The organism is Velazquezella soli (genome assembly GCF_977018685.1).
On sequence record NZ_CDRNXF010000005.1, the window covers coordinates 72279 to 90483 of the forward strand.

General features: G+C 60.8%; 16 protein-coding genes. 13 read left to right on the forward strand and 3 right to left on the reverse strand.

Going from position 1 to position 18205, the window contains the following annotated elements; all coding sequences use genetic code 11:
* The first annotated feature begins 14 nt into the window (after positions 1-14).
* A complete protein-coding gene (locus tag AC0JZ8_RS20870; RefSeq protein WP_092662780.1) occupies positions 15-896 on the forward strand; it encodes a dihydrodipicolinate synthase family protein in 882 nt (293 codons plus the stop codon).
* A gap of 211 nt (positions 897-1107) precedes the next feature.
* Here AC0JZ8_RS20870 and AC0JZ8_RS20875 read toward each other — a convergent pair whose 3' ends face one another.
* Positions 1108-2007 carry a LysR family transcriptional regulator gene (locus AC0JZ8_RS20875; RefSeq protein ID WP_471893444.1) on the reverse strand — a complete coding sequence of 300 codons (900 nt, stop codon included), beginning with the start codon at positions 2005-2007 and terminating at the stop codon, positions 1108-1110.
* Between the two features lie 127 nt (positions 2008-2134).
* Between AC0JZ8_RS20875 and AC0JZ8_RS20880 the strand changes: the two genes are divergently transcribed.
* Positions 2135-3295 (forward strand): L-talarate/galactarate dehydratase, encoded by a 1161-nt coding sequence (locus AC0JZ8_RS20880; RefSeq protein WP_471893853.1) that lies wholly within the window; start codon positions 2135-2137, stop codon positions 3293-3295.
* A gap of 3 nt (positions 3296-3298) precedes the next feature.
* Here AC0JZ8_RS20880 and AC0JZ8_RS20885 read toward each other — a convergent pair whose 3' ends face one another.
* A complete protein-coding gene (locus tag AC0JZ8_RS20885) occupies positions 3299-4324 on the reverse strand; it encodes a LacI family DNA-binding transcriptional regulator (RefSeq protein ID WP_062577739.1) in 1026 nt (341 codons plus the stop codon).
* A gap of 240 nt (positions 4325-4564) precedes the next feature.
* Here AC0JZ8_RS20885 and AC0JZ8_RS20890 point away from each other — a divergent pair, with 240 nt between their 5' ends.
* The 9 genes from AC0JZ8_RS20890 (at position 4565) to AC0JZ8_RS20930 (ending at position 16302) form a co-directional block, all read left to right on the forward strand.
* On the forward strand, positions 4565-5545 hold the full coding sequence (locus AC0JZ8_RS20890) for a Bug family tripartite tricarboxylate transporter substrate binding protein (protein ID WP_062577741.1): 981 nt from the start codon (positions 4565-4567) through the stop codon (positions 5543-5545).
* A gap of 62 nt (positions 5546-5607) precedes the next feature.
* Positions 5608-6087 carry a tripartite tricarboxylate transporter TctB family protein gene (locus AC0JZ8_RS20895; RefSeq protein WP_209899660.1) on the forward strand — a complete coding sequence of 160 codons (480 nt, stop codon included), beginning with the start codon at positions 5608-5610 and terminating at the stop codon, positions 6085-6087.
* Between the two features lie 51 nt (positions 6088-6138).
* Positions 6139-7638, forward strand: a complete 1500-nt coding sequence (locus AC0JZ8_RS20900) for a tripartite tricarboxylate transporter permease (RefSeq protein ID WP_209899656.1) — start codon at positions 6139-6141, stop codon at positions 7636-7638.
* A gap of 49 nt (positions 7639-7687) precedes the next feature.
* Positions 7688-9424 (forward strand): L-arabinonate dehydratase, encoded by a 1737-nt coding sequence (gene araD, locus AC0JZ8_RS20905; protein ID WP_471893445.1) that lies wholly within the window; start codon positions 7688-7690, stop codon positions 9422-9424.
* A gap of 20 nt (positions 9425-9444) precedes the next feature.
* On the forward strand, positions 9445-10155 hold the full coding sequence (locus tag AC0JZ8_RS20910; RefSeq protein ID WP_471893446.1) for a ribonuclease activity regulator RraA: 711 nt from the start codon (positions 9445-9447) through the stop codon (positions 10153-10155).
* A 363-nt stretch (positions 10156-10518) separates the two neighbouring features.
* Positions 10519-12507 carry a BCCT family transporter gene (locus AC0JZ8_RS20915; RefSeq protein ID WP_471893447.1) on the forward strand — a complete coding sequence of 663 codons (1989 nt, stop codon included), beginning with the start codon at positions 10519-10521 and terminating at the stop codon, positions 12505-12507.
* 254 nt (positions 12508-12761) lie between these two features.
* Complete coding sequence (locus tag AC0JZ8_RS20920; RefSeq protein ID WP_471893448.1) at positions 12762-14021, forward strand: DUF2254 domain-containing protein; 1260 nt, start codon at positions 12762-12764, stop codon at positions 14019-14021.
* Positions 14022-14185: 164 nt separating this feature from the next.
* Entirely contained in the window at positions 14186-15688 is a 1503-nt protein-coding gene (locus AC0JZ8_RS20925; RefSeq protein WP_471893449.1) for a dihydrolipoyl dehydrogenase family protein, read from the forward strand.
* Positions 15685-16302 (forward strand): CDP-alcohol phosphatidyltransferase family protein, encoded by a 618-nt coding sequence (locus tag AC0JZ8_RS20930; protein ID WP_471893450.1) that lies wholly within the window; start codon positions 15685-15687, stop codon positions 16300-16302. The genes AC0JZ8_RS20925 and AC0JZ8_RS20930 overlap by 4 nt, the downstream gene beginning before the upstream one ends.
* Before the next feature lie 17 nt (positions 16303-16319).
* On the opposite strand, the gene AC0JZ8_RS20935 is transcribed toward AC0JZ8_RS20930, so the two are convergent.
* The gene (locus AC0JZ8_RS20935) at positions 16320-16928 is read right to left on the reverse strand and encodes an RNA polymerase sigma factor (protein ID WP_471893451.1); all 609 of its coding nucleotides are present in this window, start codon (positions 16926-16928) and stop codon (positions 16320-16322) included.
* Between the two features lie 154 nt (positions 16929-17082).
* Between AC0JZ8_RS20935 and AC0JZ8_RS20940 the strand changes: the two genes are divergently transcribed.
* Together AC0JZ8_RS20940 and AC0JZ8_RS20945 are read left to right on the forward strand one after the other, a co-directional pair.
* Positions 17083-17874 (forward strand): TVP38/TMEM64 family protein, encoded by a 792-nt coding sequence (locus tag AC0JZ8_RS20940; protein ID WP_471893452.1) that lies wholly within the window; start codon positions 17083-17085, stop codon positions 17872-17874.
* Positions 17875-17909: 35 nt separating this feature from the next.
* Entirely contained in the window at positions 17910-18155 is a 246-nt protein-coding gene (locus AC0JZ8_RS20945; protein ID WP_174197004.1) for a zf-HC2 domain-containing protein, read from the forward strand.
* Positions 18156-18205: the final 50 nt, after the last annotated feature.

Here is an 18205-nt window from a genome sequence, read left to right on the forward strand (position 1 = left end):
CCCGGAGTAGAATAATGACCAAGAAAGCCTTCGTCGCGATCGTGACATGTTTCAACGACGACGAGACCATCAATTACGAGGCCACGCGCGCTCAGGTGCGCCGCCAGGTCGCGGCCGGCAACAACATCATGTGCGCCGGCACCAACGGCGATTTTTCGGCGCTGACCCACGGCGAAAAGATCAAACTGCTCGAGGAAGTGGTCGATGAAGTCGGCGGCAAGGTCGATGTCATCGTCAATGCCGGCATGCCCGCGACATTCGAGACGCTGCAGCTTGCCAAGGAATTCGACCGGATAGGCGTGACCGGCATCGCCGTCATCACGCCGTTCTTCATAGCCTGCACGCAGGATGGTCTGGTCCGCCACTTCTCGACTGTCGCTGATGCCGTCGACACGCCGGTCTATCTCTACGATATCCCAGCCCGTACCCAGAACCATATCGAGCCGGAAACCGCCCGCAAACTGGCGACCCACGGCAATATCGCGGGCATCAAGGATTCCGGCGGCGCGCAGGAAACACTGGCCGCCTATCTTCAGGTTTCCAAGGAGGTCGACGGTTTCGAAGTCTATTCCGGCCCCGACCATCTCGTGCTCTGGGCGCTGCAGAACGGCGCTGCCGGCTGCATCTCCGGTCTCGGAAACGCTATGCCTGACGTCTTGGCCGGCATCGTCGGCGGCTTCAATTCAGGCGATATCGCAGAAGCCGAACGGCAGCAGGACATCTACACCGCTTTCCGCACCGATCTCTACGCCCACGGCTTCCCGCCGGCCATGGTCAAGCGCGCGCTCTACCTGCAGGACCCCTCCGTCGGCGCCAGCCGCCAGCCGGCACTGCTGCCAAATGCGGAGCAGGACGCCCGCATCGGCGAAACGCTGAAGACGTTCGGACTGCTGTAAGCAGCGACTGAGATATTGAAGGTCCGGACCGGAACCGTGCTCCAGTCATGCAGCGCTGACGGATCCTGATGCTGCGATCAGCTATTCTGGGGCACTCGGCCACGAAGAGTGGAGTCAGGCAGCACGAGGCCCGATTAACATCCAAGACTCGTCCGAGAACTGGATTGGCGAGAGATGGTCCTGAAATCGAGCACCGACTGCCTCTGCAGATCTAGCTGGAGAGATCACGCACTGCGGAGCTTCCAACAAGAGAGCGAATCTCCGGCAATAGGGGATTGCGGTTTTCGCTGCTCCATATGGCATGCAGTTCCGCGACGCATTCTTGCCTGAGGTCGAGCGGGCGGAAGACGACGTTGTCGAAGCATGCGTGGCGGGTTGCCGCGGGGACGATGGCGAGGCCGATGCCGGCGCTGACCAGCGACAGGATGGCCTGTGAATGGGTCATGCTCTGGACGATGTGGGGCGTGATGTTGTTGTCGGTCATCAATGCGGCGAGCTTTTCGTGTAGATAGCGGGCCTGGGGTGAGAACATGATGATCGGTTCGCCGTTCAGCGCCTCCAGCGGGGGCCTTCGCCTCGACGCCAGCGGGTGAGCCCGCGGGATGGCAAGCATCATCGGCTCCTGCACAACGCACAGGCTCTGCAGTTGATGCGCGCCGGAAAGCGGGCGGGAGAAGCCGAGGTCGACATCGCCGCGATTGATCGCCTGCAACTGTTCGGCCGTTTCCATCTGTACCAGGTCGAGTTCGATCTGCGGCGTAAGCGTCCGGGCGGCTGATATGAAAAGCGGCAGAAAGCCGTAGGTTGCGGCGCCGACGAAAGCGATCCGGATGGAGCCGGCACTGCCGCGGGCGGCGCGGCGTGTTGCCGTTATCGCTGCATCACCTTGTGCCAGAAGCTTTTGCGCTTCGGCGAGAAATGCGAGGCCTGCGGGGGTAAGCGTGACGCGCCGGCTGTTGCGCTCGAAGAGCGTCACGTCGAGTTGCTGTTCCAGCAGCCTGATCTGCCGGCTGAGTGGCGGCTGGGTCATGTTCAGCTGTCTTGCGGCGCGGCTGAAATTGAGTTCCGACGCGACGGCGACGAAGGATTTCACCTGAACCATATCGAGCATCTATTCAATTCCTGTATCGCTGAGCGACAATCTTCGGTTTGGACTTAAATTGATCGGACGCGTATTCGTCAAGCAGGACGCTCCTTGCGGGCGCACGACAGGAGGAGTTGGAGACATGGACGCGCAAATGGAAAAGAAGACTGCATCGCAGGCCGCCGTTGAGGCGGATAGCATCGCCTGGATCAAGCTGTCTTCGGTCTTCCTGCCGCTGAAGACGCCGATCAGCGACGCGAAGGTGCTGACCGGGCGGCAACGCCCGCTCACCGAAGTGGCGTTCCTGTTTGCCGAGATCGAGACGAAGCATGGCCATTCCGGTATAGGCTTCAGCTATTCCAAGCGCGCCGGAGGTCCTGGCCAGTACGAGCATGCCAAGGAAATCGCCAGTGTGCTGATCGGCGAGGATCCGAACGATATAGGCAAGCTGTGGAATAAGCTGTGCTGGGCGGGGGCATCGGTTGGGCGCAGCGGGCTTGCGGTGCAGGCGATCGCGGCCTTCGACGTGGCGCTGTGGGACCTTAAGGCCAAGCGCGCCGGGCTGCCCCTCGCAAAGCTGCTGGGTGCGCATCGCGATAGCGTGCAGTGTTACAATACGTCCGGTGGATTTCTCTCTTCTCCGATCGAGGAGGTTCTCGAGAATGTCGAGCAGTCGATCGCGGCGGGTATCGGCGGTATCAAGATCAAGGTCGGCCAGCCGGATATGGCGAACGATCTGAAACGTGTGGCGGCCGTGCACGAGCGTATCGGCGAGCGGGCGGCGATGATGGTCGATGCCAACCAGCAATGGGACCGCCCGACCGCCATGCGCTTCGGCCGGCTGATGGAGCCCTATCACCTGACGTGGATCGAGGAGCCGCTGGATGCCTATGACGTAGAAGGGCATGCGGCGCTTGCAGCCCAGCTCGATACGCCCATCGCGACAGGTGAGATGCTGACAAGTGTGCTGGAGCATGTGGCGCTGATCCAGAACAATTCGGTCGATTTCATCCAGCCGGATGCCCCGCGAGTGGGCGGCATCACGCCGTTTCTGAAGATCTGCGCGCTGGCAGAGGCGAAGAAACTTCAGCTCGCCCCGCATTTCGCCATGGAAATTCACCTGCATCTTGCCGCAGCCTACGAGCTGGAGCCGTGGGTGGAGCATTTCGACTGGCTCGATCCGCTATTCAACGAACGGCTCGAGATCAGAGAGGGGCGCATGCTGGTACCAAGCCGTCCGGGCCTTGGGATCACGCTTTCGGAACAGGCCGGCCACTGGACACGCGGCACGGCGGAGTTCGGCAAGCGGCCTTAAGGCTCAGGCTGTTCCCCGGACAACGATGTGAAAATCGATATTGATCATCGCTTCCACATCCTTGCCGCCAGCAATCTTTCTGAGGATCGACTGGGCCGCTTTGGTTCCGATATCGCGGCGATCGATGCGCACGGTGGTCAGCGGCGGGTGGGTGTGAGGGGCAAAGTCGAAATCACCGAACCCGACAATGGCAAGTTCGTCCGGCATGCGGCATCCGCGGGCGTAAGCTTCCGCCAGTGCCCCGTGGGCAACCACGTCCGACGAGCAGAAGACCCCGAGAGTTCCCTTTCCGCGATCGAGAAGCTGCGCCATCGCCAGCCTTCCGTCGCGGAAGGTGGAGGGCGAATTCATTTCCAGGTCCGGCAGTTCGACATCGGCGACGCCTCTCAGGCGGCTGACGAAACCATCGCGGCGCTGGACGGCGCGGGGATCGTTGGCGCCGACCTGTGCGTAACGGTCATATCCCCGGATGAGAAGATGCTCGGCAACCAGTGCGCCGACAGCGGCATGCGAAAACCCGACGGCAGTATCAAGCGGCGAGGGTGTCGAATCCCAGATCTCGACGATTGGTAGGCCGGCGCCCGTCAGCATCGCCCGGGTTTCCTTGAGATGTGTGATGCCGGTAAGGATCACGCCATCGGGCCGGCGAGCGAGAATGGCTCGGGTCAGTTCCAGTTCGCGCGCTGGCTCATAGCCGGAGAGGCCGAGCAGAAGCTGATAACCGGCAGAGACCAGTTCGGCATTGAGGCCCTCGATCGTTTCGGCAAAGATGGTGCTGGCCACAGAGGGAACGATCGCGGCGATGAGCCTGGTCCTTCGGGAAGCAAGGCCGCCCGCGAGAAGATTGGGCACATAGCCCGTCCTCGCAATGACTTTCTCGATCGCCTCCAGCGTTCGTGGTTTGACCAGAGCGGGCGTGTTGATGGCACGGGACACAGTGACAGGCGAGACCCCTGCGAGCTTCGCGATATCGGCAAGTGTCACCGGGCTGTTGCTCGTCATGCGCTTGCTATTGAAATCGTCTGTCATCGTGAAAGTCCCTCTCAAAATGAGTTACGCTTTCATTTTAGAACTAATCAAGTGCGAACAGGATAAATTGTACTATCATGTGCGTATCAATCTGATTCCAAATAATTTTAAATTTGCTCTTCGAGGTTGCGGTTGGAGATTTTGACGATAGAATGAAAGCGCTTCCATTTCTTCGGGAGGAGGATTTCGAAGAGTGGTTTAATGGGACCGGCCAGATACCGGACAAGTGGAGGAAGTATTATGAACCTCAAGCGTTTGATGACGCTGGCGGCCGCTACGGCCGCGATATCTGTGGCCGGCATGACGGGTAGCCGCGCACAGGACTATCCGACAAAGACCGTGACCGTCGTCGTTCCGTTTGCGGCCGGTGGCAATACCGACACATTCGGCCGCCTCGTCGCGGAAGAACTCGACAAGCGGTTGGGCCAGCGTTTCATCGTTGAGAACAAGCCAGGTGCCGGCGGCAATATCGGCCTTGGCGATCTCGCCCGCTCCAAGCCCGATGGCTACACGATCGGCATGGGGACAGTGAGCTCGAACGCGATCAACCAGACACTTTACAAGAACCTGCCTTACGACCGGGAAAAGGGCTTTGCGCCGATTTCGCTGATCGCCAGCCTGCCAAACGTGCTCGTCGTCAACCCGGACAAGATCAAGGCCAACACTGTCGAGGAGCTGATCGCGTTCCTGAAAACGGAGCCCGGCAAGCATACCTACGCTTCGTCAGGTGTCGGCACGTCGATCCACCTTGCAGGTGAGCTGCTCGCGACAAAGACCGGTATCAAGATCACGCATGTCCCTTACAAGGGTAGCAGCCAGGCCATCCTGGACGTTGTCGCCGGACATGTGGATATGATGTTCGACAATATTCCCACGGCCGCACAGCAGGTAAAAGCCGGCAAGGTAAAGGCGCTGGCCGTCACCAGTCTGGAAAAGGCCAATCTGCTGGCTGACGTGCCGACCATGGCAAGCGTCATCCCCGGCTTCGAGGCGACCTCGTGGCACGGGCTCTTTGCTCCTCCCGGCACGCCGCCGGAAATCGTCGAAAAGCTCAGCAAGGAAGTGCAGGCGATCGTTGCCGATCCGGCGATGAAGGCAAAGCTCGAAGCGATGGGCGTGACGCCTGTCGGCAATACGTCGGCCGAGTTCCAGGCTTTCATCGACAAGGAAACGGCGAAGTGGGCCGAAGTCATCAAGGCCGCCAACGTGCCGCTGCAGTGAGACAATCTGCCGGCCGGGTCTAGTCTCCGGCCGGCACATCTTTCACACCTGAGTATCAAGCCATGCTGAAAATTAGAAACGGCCGCGACTTCGTCGGCGGCGTGACGATGATTTGCGCCGGACTTCTGTTCATCTGGTTCGGCCGCGAGCTCGCAGTCGGCACCTCGTTCCAGATGGGCCCCGGCTATTTCCCGATCATGCTGAGCCTGCTCCTGATCGGGATCGGTGGGCTGATCATCGTGCAGGCGGTGATGGTCGGCGTCGAGGCGAGCGAGCCGGAGGTCTGGAACTGGAAGGCCTATGCGCTGGTGATTGCGGCGCCGGTCGGCTTCGGCCTGTTGCTCTCGGGCCTTGGTCTTGCGCCTACGATGTTCCTCATGATCGTCGGGGTCGCGACCGCAAGCCGATACGCCAACTGGCGGCACTCGATCCTGCTGGGGCTGTTTCTCGCGGTCTGTTCCTCTCTGCTTTTCACAAAACTCCTTTCGCTTCCTGTCAGCGCCTTCGGCCCATGGGTTCCCTTCATCGGCGAACTCATCTGACGCTTGCACCTGATGCCTTAGGGCAGCCGACGAAACCGGATTGGATTGCATATGGATCTCTTTTCTAACCTCTGGCTCGGCGCCTCGACCGCCTTCATGCCGATGAACCTGTTCTACGGGTTTGTCGGCTGTCTCTTGGGTACCGCGATCGGCGTGCTGCCGGGCCTCGGGCCGACGGCCACGATCGCCATGCTTTTGCCGATCACCTTCGGACTGCCACCGGAATCCGCCCTCATCATGCTGGCCGGCATTTTCTACGGCGCCCAGTATGGCGGCTCGACGACGGCGGTGCTCATCAACCTTCCGGGCGAAAGTTCGTCCGTCGTCACTGCGATCGATGGTTACCAGATGGCCAGAAACGGCCGCGCCGGAGCAGCGCTTGCAACCGCAGCTCTCGGCTCCTTCTTCGCCGGCACGGTTGCGACGATCCTGCTTGCGGTCGCAGCGCCGCCGCTTGCGGCCGTCGCCCTCAATTTCGGGCCGGCGGAATATTTCTCGCTGATGGTTCTCGGCCTCGTCGCGTCCGTGGCGCTTGCCAGCGGATCGCTGCTCAAGGCGTTCGCGATGATCGTGTTCGGGCTTATCCTCGGCACGGTCGGGACGGATGTCGAAAGCGGAACGCCGCGCTATGTCTTCGACATTCCGGAACTCTATGACGGACTGAATTTCGTCGCCGTCAGCATGGGTATATTCGGCATTTGCGAAATCCTGCGCAATTTGGAAAGCGAGCAGGAACGCTCGGTCGGCATCAAGAAGGTAACCGGCCTGATGCTGACCAAGCAGGATTTCAAGCGCATCATCGCGCCGGTCCTGCGCGGCACGGCACTCGGCTCCTTCCTTGGCGTGCTGCCGGGCGGCGGGGCGATGCTGGCGTCGTTTGCCTCTTACGCCGTGGAAAAACGGATCTCTCCGAACCGGGCCGAATTCGGCAAAGGGGCGATCGAGGGTGTGGCTGCGCCGGAAGCGGCCAACAATGCCGGCGCGCAAACCTCGTTCATCCCCATGTTGACGCTCGGCATTCCCGGCAACCCGGTGATGGCACTGATGGTGGGCGCAATGATCATCCAGGGCATCACGCCCGGCCCGAACGTCATCTCAGACGAGCCTGAACTGTTCTGGGGCATGATCGTTTCGATGTGGTCGGGCAATCTGATGCTCGTGATCCTCAACCTGCCGCTGATCGGGCTCTGGGTGCGGATGCTGACGGTCCCCTATCATTTGCTGTTTCCGGCCATCATCGGCTTCTGCTGCATCGGCGCCTACAGCATCAACAACAGCGTGTTCGACGTCTTCGTCATGGCAGGCTTCACCGTTGTCGGTTTCGCGCTCAGCAAGATGCGCTTCGAACCGGCACCGCTGCTGCTGGGTTTCATCCTCGGGCCGATGCTGGAGGAAAACCTGCGGCGCGCGATGCTGATCAGCCAGGGCGACCCGTCGATCTTCGTGCGTAGCCCGCTCAGTCTGTCGCTGCTGATCTTCGCCGTCGCCGTTCTGGCGCTCGTTCTGGCCCCGAGCATCAGCCGCAAACGCGAAGAGGCGTTTACCGAATAAGCTATCGTCTTGATTTTGGAAGAGTGCCTTCGTGGCACGGGAGTTTGGAATGGCAGGCAGGAAGACTTACGAAGAACTGCGCTCGGCGCGCTGGATGATGCCCGATGACCAGCGGTCGTTCGGACATCGGTCGCGAACGATGCAGATGGGCTATGCCCCGGAGGACTGGGAAGGCCGGCCGATCATCGCGATCATCAACACCTGGTCGGATGCGCAGCCCTGCCACATGCATTTTCGCGACCGGGTGGAATGGGTAAAGCGCGGCGTGCTGCAGGCGGGCGGTTTTCCGATGGAGCTGCCGGCGCTGTCGCTGTCTGAAAATTTCGTGAAGCCGACCACGATGCTTTACCGCAACATGCTGGCCATGGAGACGGAAGAGCTTCTGCGCTCGCATCCGGTCGATGGCGCTGTCCTGATGGGCGGTTGCGACAAGACTACGCCCGGACTGGTGATGGGCTCCGTGTCGATGGGCGTTCCCTTTATCTATCTGCCGGCCGGACCCATGCTGCGCGGCAATTATGCCGGCAAGGCGCTGGGGTCGGGCACCGACGGGTTCAAATACTGGGACGAGCGACGGGCCGGCACGATCTCCAAGGAGGAATGGCAGGGGATCGAGGGCGGTATCGCTCGAAGCTATGGTCACTGCATGACGATGGGCACGGCTTCCACGATGACGGCGATTGCCGAAGGCATGGGGCTGACGCTGCCGAACGCCTCTTCCATTCCGGCTGCAGATGCTAACCACCAGCGCATGTCGGCCACCTGCGGGCGGCGGATCGTCGAGATGGTGTGGGAGGATCTGACGCCGGACAAGGTGATCACACCGGCCGCCGTCAACAATGCGGTGACGATCGCGATGGCGACGGGGTGTTCGACCAATGCGATCATTCACCTGATCGCCATGGCGCGCCGGGCCGGCATTCCGCTCGAACTCGACGACCTCGACCGGATCGGCCGCACCACGCCCGTCATTGCCAATATCCGCCCATCCGGCAGCACCTATCTGATGGAAGACTTCTTTTATGCCGGCGGCCTCAGGGCTCTGATGAAGCAACTCGGCGACAAGCTCGATCCGACGGCGATCACCGTTACCGGCTTGCCGCTGACCGAGGGTCTGGATCAGGTGAAGATCTACAACGAGGACGTCATTCGGCCGCTCGACAATCCGGTCTATCATGAAGGGTCTCTCGCCGTGCTGAAGGGCAACCTTTGCCCGGATGGAGCGGTGATCAAGCCCGCCGCCTGCGATCCCAAATTCCACAAGCACCGCGGCCCTGCACTTGTGGCCGACAGCTATGCCGAATTGAAGACGATCATCGACGACCCGGATTATCCGCTGACGCCGGAAACCGTGCTGGTCCTGCGCAATGCCGGGCCTCAAGGCGGGCCGGGCATGCCGGAATGGGGCATGATCCCGATGCCGAAGGCACTTCTGAAACTTGGACTGCGCGATATGGTGCGGATTTCCGATGCCCGCATGTCGGGCACGAGTTTCGGCGCCTGCGTGTTGCATGCCTCGCCTGAAGCCTTTGTCGGCGGTCCGCTGGCGCTGCTGAAGACCGGCGACATGGTGGAACTCGATATTCCGGCGCGCAGCCTCAACATGCTGGTCTCGGACGAAGAGCTCGACGCGCGTCGCGCCGCCTGGGTGGCGCCGGAACCGCGCTATGAACGGGGCTACGGCTTCATGTTCACCAAACATATCGAGCAGGCCGACAAGGGCTGTGACTTCGATTTCCTGAAGACGGACTTCGGCGCCAAGGTGTCCGAGCCGGCGATCAACTGAGCAAGCATCAAGGAGAAACTATGAACCCCGCAACCTGTGACAAACTGATGGGCGTCTCCGTCGCGACGCTCTGCTCGGCGCTCTACAAGCGTGGCCTCAGGAACCAGACGATCCAGGACGTGCGGCCGGTCAAGCCGAAGGGCCGCAATATGGTCGGGCCCGCCTTCACGCTGCGCTACATGCCGGCGCGCGAGGACCGCAATCCGATGACGGTGTTTCGCAACCCGCAACATCCGCAGCGCCACGCGATCGAGACCTGCCCTCAGGGCCATGTGCTCGTGATGGACAGCCGAAAGGATGCACGTGCGGCGTCCGCCGGCGATATTCTCATTACCCGCCTGATGGTGCGCGGCGGGGCAGGGGTCGTGACCGATGGCGGCTTTCGTGACGCGATGGTGATCGGCGAACTGGACATCCCCGCCTATCATCACCGACCCTCCAGCCCGACAAACCTCACCCTGCACGAAGCGATCGACATCAACGTGCCGATCGGCTGCGGCGACGTCGCCGTATTCCCGGGCGATATCGTGGTCGGCGACGACGACAGTGTCATCATCATCCCGCTGGAAATCGCCGACGACATCGCAGACGAGGCGGTCGAGATGACGGCCTACGAGGATTTTGTCGCCGAACGGGTCAAGGCCGGCCACACGATCATCGGCCTGTATCCCGCCACGGACGAGAACAATTTGTCGATCTTTGCCGAATGGAGAAAGGCGAATGGTCGGTGAGGGGATGGAGGTCGGGGTCCAGGGTGATGGTCGGCCAAGACCTCTGGAGAAGGCGCTTGCGGAGCTATTTTGCCCTACCACGATGATCGATGGTTGCCGCGCGTTTCAACGGCTCACCGAAGGCCGACATACGCCGTTCGCAAGTAACGACGGCCAAGCTGGAGCACGATTGCAAACTTCGGTCTCGTATCATGCTTCGTCGTCATGGTCGAAGAATGGACATTTGCGATAGGCATCGGCTTGCGTCGTCATTGTGGACTTTTCAGGAGCGCCGCCTAGTTTCCATGAAAAGCGGCCGGATTGGGGCGGGATCGTCCGTCCCAATGATCCGCAAGTCGGAGCGCAGGAGGACAAATCCGCGGTATGAAAAGTTTTGTCATCAACCCCCCGGTTTTCTACGGCTCAGTCATCGTCATCGGTCTGTTTCTGGTGGTCGGCATCGCCATACCCGGGCAAGCGGGCGCTTTTTTTGGCGCCGTACAGGCATCGATCCTCGGCGCGTTCGGCTGGTTCTATCTGCTTTCCGTCGGCATATTTCTCGCATCCGTCCTGCTGCTCTGTTTTGGCCGCTTCGGACAGCTCAAGCTTGGTCCGGATGATTCCGTTCCCGATTTCCGCTTCCTGTCGTGGATCGCCATGCTGTTTGCCGCCGGCATGGGGATCGGCCTGATGTTCTACGCCGTCGGTGAACCGATGACGCATTTCATGGCGCCGCCGACGGCCGAGCCGCGTTCGGTCGCAGCCATGCGCGAAGCAATGACCGTGACCTTCTTCCATTGGGGGATCCACGCCTGGGCAATCTACGCCGTTGTCGGCCTGTCGCTTGCCTATTTCGGCTATCGCTACAACCTGCCGCTGACGATCCGTTCCGGCCTCTATCCGCTTCTCAAAAACCGTATCGATGGTCCTATCGGTCACGCGGTGGATATCTTTGCGATTGTCGGCACGATGTTTGGGATCGCCACGTCGCTCGGTGTCGGCGTCTCGCAGATCAATGCGGGTCTCAACCATCTTCTCGGCGTTCCGATCGGCATCGCTGTGCAGTTGCCGTTGATCGCAGTCGTGACCGCGATGGCGACAGTGTCGGTCGTGACCGGCCTCGACAAGGGCGTCCGCATCCTGTCGGAAACCAACCTTATCGTTGCCATCCTGTTGATGATATTCGTTCTCGTGGTTGGTCCGACCAGCCTGTTGTTTCGGGATTTCGTGCAGAACCTCGGTCTCTATTTCGACACGCTGGTCCTGCGCACATTCAACATCTACGCCTATGAGCCGACGCCCTGGGTTGATGCCTGGACCTTGTTCTACTGGGCCTGGTGGATTTCCTGGTCGCCCTTCGTCGGCATGTTCATCGCCCGCATTTCCCGCGGCAGAACGGTGCGTGAATTCGTCGTCGCCGTCCTCTTTATTCCCGCCGGGTTCACCTTCTTCTGGATGACGGTGTTTGGCAATACGGCGATGTTTATCGATACCGGCATCGCCAACGGCGCTCTCGGCGCGGCTATCGCCAATGACGTCTCAGTCGGGCTGTTCCGGTTCTTCGAGTATCTGCCGCTGCCGGCAATTACCTCGACGCTCGCGGTTCTGCTGGTGTCGATCTTCTTCATCACCTCGGCAGATTCGGGTGCGCTGGTCGTGGACTCCATTGCAGCCGGCGGCGAGACGAACACGACAACAGGACAGCGGGTTTTCTGGTGCGTTATGGAAGGTTTCGTGGCGGGGTGCCTGCTGCTCGCCGGTGGCCTGACGGCGCTGCAATCTGCCACTGTCGCCAGCGCGCTGCCGTTTGCCGTGATCATGCTCGGTCTCGTCCTTTCGCTGTATCTGGGCATGCGAGAGGACCTTGCACAGCGCGATGCGCACAACGGCGCCACACTTCCGGTTGCCCAGCCGGCATCCGGGCAGACCTGGCAGCGGAGACTGGCCCTGATGCTGGCCACCGCGACCGAAGCCGATGTCCGTCGCTTCATCGACACGCATGTGCGTCCAGCCCTTGATCAGGTCGCGCAGGAACTGACCTCCAGGGGACGGCATGCTGAGGTGGTCGATGACACGGACGGAGCGATCGTCCTGCGCTCACCCGCACAAGATGTTCGTGACTTTGTCTACGGTGTCACACCCACAAAGCAGCGCGTCGCGAGTTTTACGCCTGTGCGGGCCGGAGAGCCTGAGTTTCGCTTTGAGGCGCGGACCTATTTCTCGAGCGGCAATCGCGGGTATGACGTGATGGGGATGTCGCGCGATCAACTCATCAGCGACGTCCTGGCGCAGTTCGAACGCTATCTTCACCTGGTGCATTCGCCGGAGTTTCAGCTGGTCCACAGTGCTCCAGAACATCCATCCGGAATATAGCTGTTATGGGGGGCGGCCTCGTTGCAAGGCGCGCCTGTTACCATAACAGGTCCGACGCTCATCGTAGCGGAAGGCGGTCTGTTCGCAGACGCTTGATCCTAGGTCCCGCTACGTGGGTTGAGCTCCAAAGCGGACACCAACTGTCGCGGCAGACTGACGGGCGACCTGATTAATCCCAACTTGGCAGGCAAAGGCGTACACCTGAGACGTCGACAAGAGACGGCCCGCGATGAGCCAGAAGAGTGAGAATACCGATGACGTCACGCTGGGTTTGGCTTTTGTCGAAACTGGTCCGGAAAATCTGGTTTCGGGCAAGTCTGTTTTCCATCCTTGCCATTATCACCGCACTTGTCGCCATCGTCGCCAGTCCGTTCATTCCGGGTGATCTTCCCACGAAGATTGGCGCTGACGCTGTCGATAATATACTAGGCATCATTGCCTCAAGTATGCTGACAGTCACGACATTCTCTCTCAGCACGATGGTGTCGGCCTATTCGGCTGCAACCAGCAACGTCACGCCCCGCGCGACCACGCTGGTCATGGAGGACAGCACGACGCAAAACGTGCTCGCGACCTTCATCGGCTCCTTCCTCTTCAGTCTTGTCGGGATCATCGCTTTGAGCACCGGCGCCTACGGCGACCGCGGTCGCGTCGTTCTCTTTGTTGTGACAGTTGCCGTGATTGTGCTGATTGTCGTCACGCTCTTGCATTGGATCGACCACCTTTCCAGGCTCGGGCGTGTCACAGAAACGACCGAGAGAGTGGAAAAGGTCACCGTAGAGGCGATGCGGTCCCGGCGTAAGCAACCGTATCTCGGCGGAAGCCGGTTAAGCGCTTTCGAGACCATTCCGGCCACGGCGAGACCGGTCTTTGTCGATCGGATAGGGTACGTGCAGCACCTTGATACCGGCGCCCTTTCCGGCATCGCAACCGACGCGAAAGCGCAGATATACATTCACATGATTCCGGGTCAGTTTGTTGATCCGTCAACGCCGGTTGCGTGGATCGACGGCGCCGATGACGCCGAGGAGACAACGGCAATCTCCCGCTGTTTCACGGTGGGCGATACCAGGTCCTATGATCAGGACCCGCGATTTGGCGCTGCAGTTCTGTCGGAGATTGCGTCTCGCGCCCTTTCGGCAGCCACCAACGATCCCGGTACGGCGATCGATGTTCTCACGCGGACAGTGCGCGTTCTGGCTGTCTGGAACGAAACGACAGGGGAGGATGAGCATGAAGTGCCGTATCCAAATGTCTACGTGCCGGCGATCAGCCTTGACGAACTGTTTGATGATCTCTTCACACCGATCGCGCGGGACGGCGCCGGCGTTGTCGAAGTCGGGCTGAGATTGCAGAAAGTGCTGCGAATTCTCGCGACGTTTGAACATGATCGCTATCGCGAAAATGCCTTACGCCACTCGAGGGAGGCCCTTGAGCGGGCCAAACATGGACTGACTTTGCCGGCGGATTTCGAGCGCGTAAAAGCCGCGGCAGAGGCGGTTGGGGGATTGTAGCTGCGGTTGTTCAAGCGTGACGAGCGAAGCCAGCATCGCGTAATAGCGCTGTTCTGAAGGGAAAATCCATTCATCACAGGAAATCTTGATGAAGCCTTGTAACAATGTGGATTCCTGCGCGTCTTCCTGAAGCAACGTATATTGCGGGTGGAAAGACGAAATCTATGGACCAGAACGAGGGCTTTTCCCGATCCACCTGGACGCGGCCGAAGCGTTTCGATCGCAACCTGGTGGTCATTGGCGCCGGATCCGCTGGGCTGGTGTCGGCCTATATCGCTGCCGCCGCCAAGGCGAAGGTGACGCTGGTCGAGGCGAACAAGATGGGCGGAGATTGCCTGAACTATGGCTGCGTCCCTTCGAAGGCCCTGATCAAGAGCGCAAAGGTGGCGCACCAGATGCGCCATGCGGACCATTATGGCCTGGAGCCGGTCGAGCCGAAGGTGCCTTTTTCTGCGGTGATGGAGCGGATCCACAAGGTGATCGCCGAAATCGAGCCGCATGACAGCGTCGAACGCTATACGGGGCTCGGCGTCGACGTCCTGCAAGGCTACGCAAAGCTGATCGATCCCTGGACGGTGGAAATTTCCCTGAACGAAGGCGGCACGCAGCGTCTGACGACGCGCGCGATCATCATTGCGACCGGCGCCCAGGCCTTTGTGCCCCCGATACCGGGCCTCGCCGAAATTGGCTATCTCACATCCGATACCATGTGGGAGCGGCTCCGCGATCGCCCTTCTGTGCCGCAGAGGCTCGTCGTTTTGGGCGGAGGGCCGATCGGCTGCGAGCTGGCGCAGAGTTTTGCTCGACTTGGCTCCGAGGTCACGCAGATCCAGATGGCACCACGGCTGATGATGCGCGAGGACGATGATGCGGCCAGGGTCGTCGAAGCCTCGATGAAGGCGGACGGCGTCAATGTGCTGACCAGCCACAAGGCGGTCGCCTGTGGGTCGGATGCCGGTGAAAAATGGATCGAGGTCGAAAAGGACGGGGCTAAGTTCCGCATCGGCTTCGACGAGATCATTGTCTCGGTCGGACGCGCCCCGCGGCTGAAGGGGTTCGGGCTCGAGGATCTCGGCATTAAGGTCGATCGTGTGGTGGAGACCAACGAATACCTCCAGACCCTTCATCCGAACATTCTCGCCGCCGGCGATGTGGCAGGGCCCTACCAGTTTACCCATGTCGCCGGACATCAGGCCTGGTTTGCCGCTGTCAATGCGCTGTTCGGTGATCTCAAGCGCTTCAAGGCTGATTACTCAGTCATTCCGTGGGCGACCTTCACCGATCCAGAAGTGGCGCGGGTGGGCTTGTCCGAGACCGAGGCAAAGGAGAAGAAGATACCGCATGAGGTAACGCGTTTTGGCTTGGACGATCTCGATCGCGCGATCGCCGATGGGGCCGCCCGTGGCTTCGTCAAGGTGCTGACGGTGCCAGGCAAGGACAAGATCCTGGGTGCAACGATTGTCGGCGAGCATGCCGGCGACCTGCTGGCGGAATTCGTCTTCGCCATGAAACATGGCCATGGGCTCGGCAAGATCCTCGGCACGATCCACATTTACCCGACGCTCGCAGAGGCCAACAAGCTGGTGGCCGGTCAGTGGCGCCGCAATCACATCAACGGGTTTCTGCTCTCGCTGCTTGAACGCTTCCAGACCTGGAGGCGCGGATGATCGACGCCAAGATCCTGCCGCTGCAGAAGGCAGCTCTGCAGCCCATCGCTGCGTTTCTGGCCCATCGCGGGGTTCGTGCAGATCAGATCAGCCTCGTTGGTTTCATGGGCGGGCTCGGCGCCTTTGCCGCGCTTTGCCTCGGCTACTTTTGGGTGGCGCTTCTGCTGATCCTTGTGAACCGGGCGCTGGACGGGCTCGATGGTGCGGTTGCCCGCCTGCATGGTCCGACGGATCGTGGCGCCTTTCTCGATATTGCGCTCGACATGGTCTTCTACGCGCTGATCCCGCTCGGCTTCGCGCTCGCGGTGCCCGAGATCAACGCGCTGCCCGCAGCGGTGCTGATCGTCTCTTTTGTCGGCACCGGATCGTCCTTTCTCGCCTTTTCGGCGGTTGCCGCAAAACTTGGCCACGAGGCGCCGGAATTTCCCACCAAGGGCATCTACTACGCCGGCGGTCTCGCCGAAGGCTTCGAGACGATCGCTGTCTTCATCGCCATGTGTCTCTTCCCTTGGCATTTCCCGCTGATTGCCTATGGATTTGCCGCGCTTTGCGGGGTGACGACCGTCATCCGCTGGCGCCAGGGCTGGGTCGCCTTTTCCGGAGATGATCGATGAGCCACGCCGTGTCCCTCTCAGAGATCCGCATTCAGCCGGTCAAGCGCGTTGCGCACCGTCAGCCGCGCTCGGTGCAGAAGTACCCGCATATTGCCCTCGGAAATGTCGAGAAGGGTGCAGACCTCCGCCGGATCGAGCTCCTGCTGGCCGCGCAGGATCAGCACCGCGCGCTGCGCCTGCGGCAGCGTTTCGATGACGGCTTCCACATGCTGCAGAACGCTTCGACCCTCGACATGGCGTTCCGGCGTCAGATTTTCCCAAAGTGCGGGCATGGTGCGCCAGTGGCCGCGCCCGTCGAACGCGTCGTTGAGGGTGCCGTCGACACCAAAATCGTCGAAGGACACCGTGCGGCCTTCGCGTCTGGCGCGGCTGCGCGCCTTGTTGATCAGGATAGTGTAGATCCAGCTTGCAAGCGATCCGCGCCCTTCGAAGAGATCGATGCGGTCGAGCACTGTTACCCAGGTGTCCTGCGCGACGTCTTCCGCGATGACACGCGAGCGGACGATGCCGTTGCAAAGACGGATCATCGCGGCATTGTGCCGGCGATAGAGCAACTCGAACGCTACCGCATCCCCCTCGACGAGACGCAGCGCCAGAGCCCGATCATCACCATCAACCTGCGCCATGCTGCCCCCAGCCTCAGCTCAGGCGTCATTAGCAAAACAATCGCCTTCAAAGTCCAGCCGCATTCGATCCTATCAAGCCATAGTGACCACGAGGGATCTGTCGCGCCGGTACATCCGATCCCACAAGGCATGCCGCAGCTTCACGGAAACCGCCATGATTGACAGCCGTTCCCCACAACATGGCGCGCCGCCGGATGACGAGCCCACCACCTCGAAGGGCGCTGTCGGCAAAGGTAGCATGTGGCGTTATACGCCCTTGGTCCTCGTCATCGCCGGCCTCGCACTTGGCTATGCCTTCGGCCTGCAGGACTATCTCAGCCTCGGATTTCTTGCCGAACAACGGCAGGCTTTGAGGAGTTACGTCGACACCAATGTCCTCTGGTCGGCCGTGATCTTCCTGCTCGTCTATATCGCGGCCGTCGCCTTCTCGTTTCCGGCAGCGTCCGTGCTGACCATCTTCGGTGGTTTCCTCTTCGGCTGGATGATCGGGGGGGCGCTGGTGGCCGTTGGTGCCACGGTCGGTGCGGCGATCCTGTTCCTCGCCACGCGCTCGGCCTTCGGCGATTTTCTGCGCCACCGGGTTGATGGCGTCATCAGGAAAATGGCGGACGGTTTTCGGGAGAACGCGTTCGGTTATCTCTTCGTCATCCGCCTCGCTCCGGTCTTTCCCTTCTTCGTCGTCAATATCGCGGCTGCCCTGTTCGACATCAGCCTCGGGCGGTTCATAGCCGCCACGTTCTTCGGCATCCTGCCCGGCACTTTCGCCTATGCCTATCTCGGCCAGGGAGTTGACAGTGTGCTGGTCGCCGCGCAGGCGAGCGGAAGGCAAGCGCAGATTTCGGATCTCGTGACGCGCGATATCACGCTCGCCTTCTTCGCGCTGGCGCTGGTGGCGCTGATCCCGACGCTCGTGCGACAGATCGCCAAGCGCAGGAGTTCGCAATGAGCGTTCACTTCACCACATCCGAGGAGGGCTGAGCCATGTTTCGATGCAGTGAAGTGGTCGAGCGCGCCAGCCTTCTGATCGACGGCGATCTCGGCTTCTGGCCGCGGCTCAACATCAGGCTCCATCTGGCGATTTGCCGGGGATGCCGGGCCTTCGTCGAACAGATGCGCATCACCCATGATCTGACTGCAATGGCGGGCGCCCTGCATGATCCGGCACCAAGCGAGGAGATTGCGGCCGCGCTCGCGCGACGGAAAATGGGGCCCGGCAAGAAAGCATGAAACCCGGCGCATCTCGAAGACGTAATTCAAACAGGTGCCGCAGCGCGTCA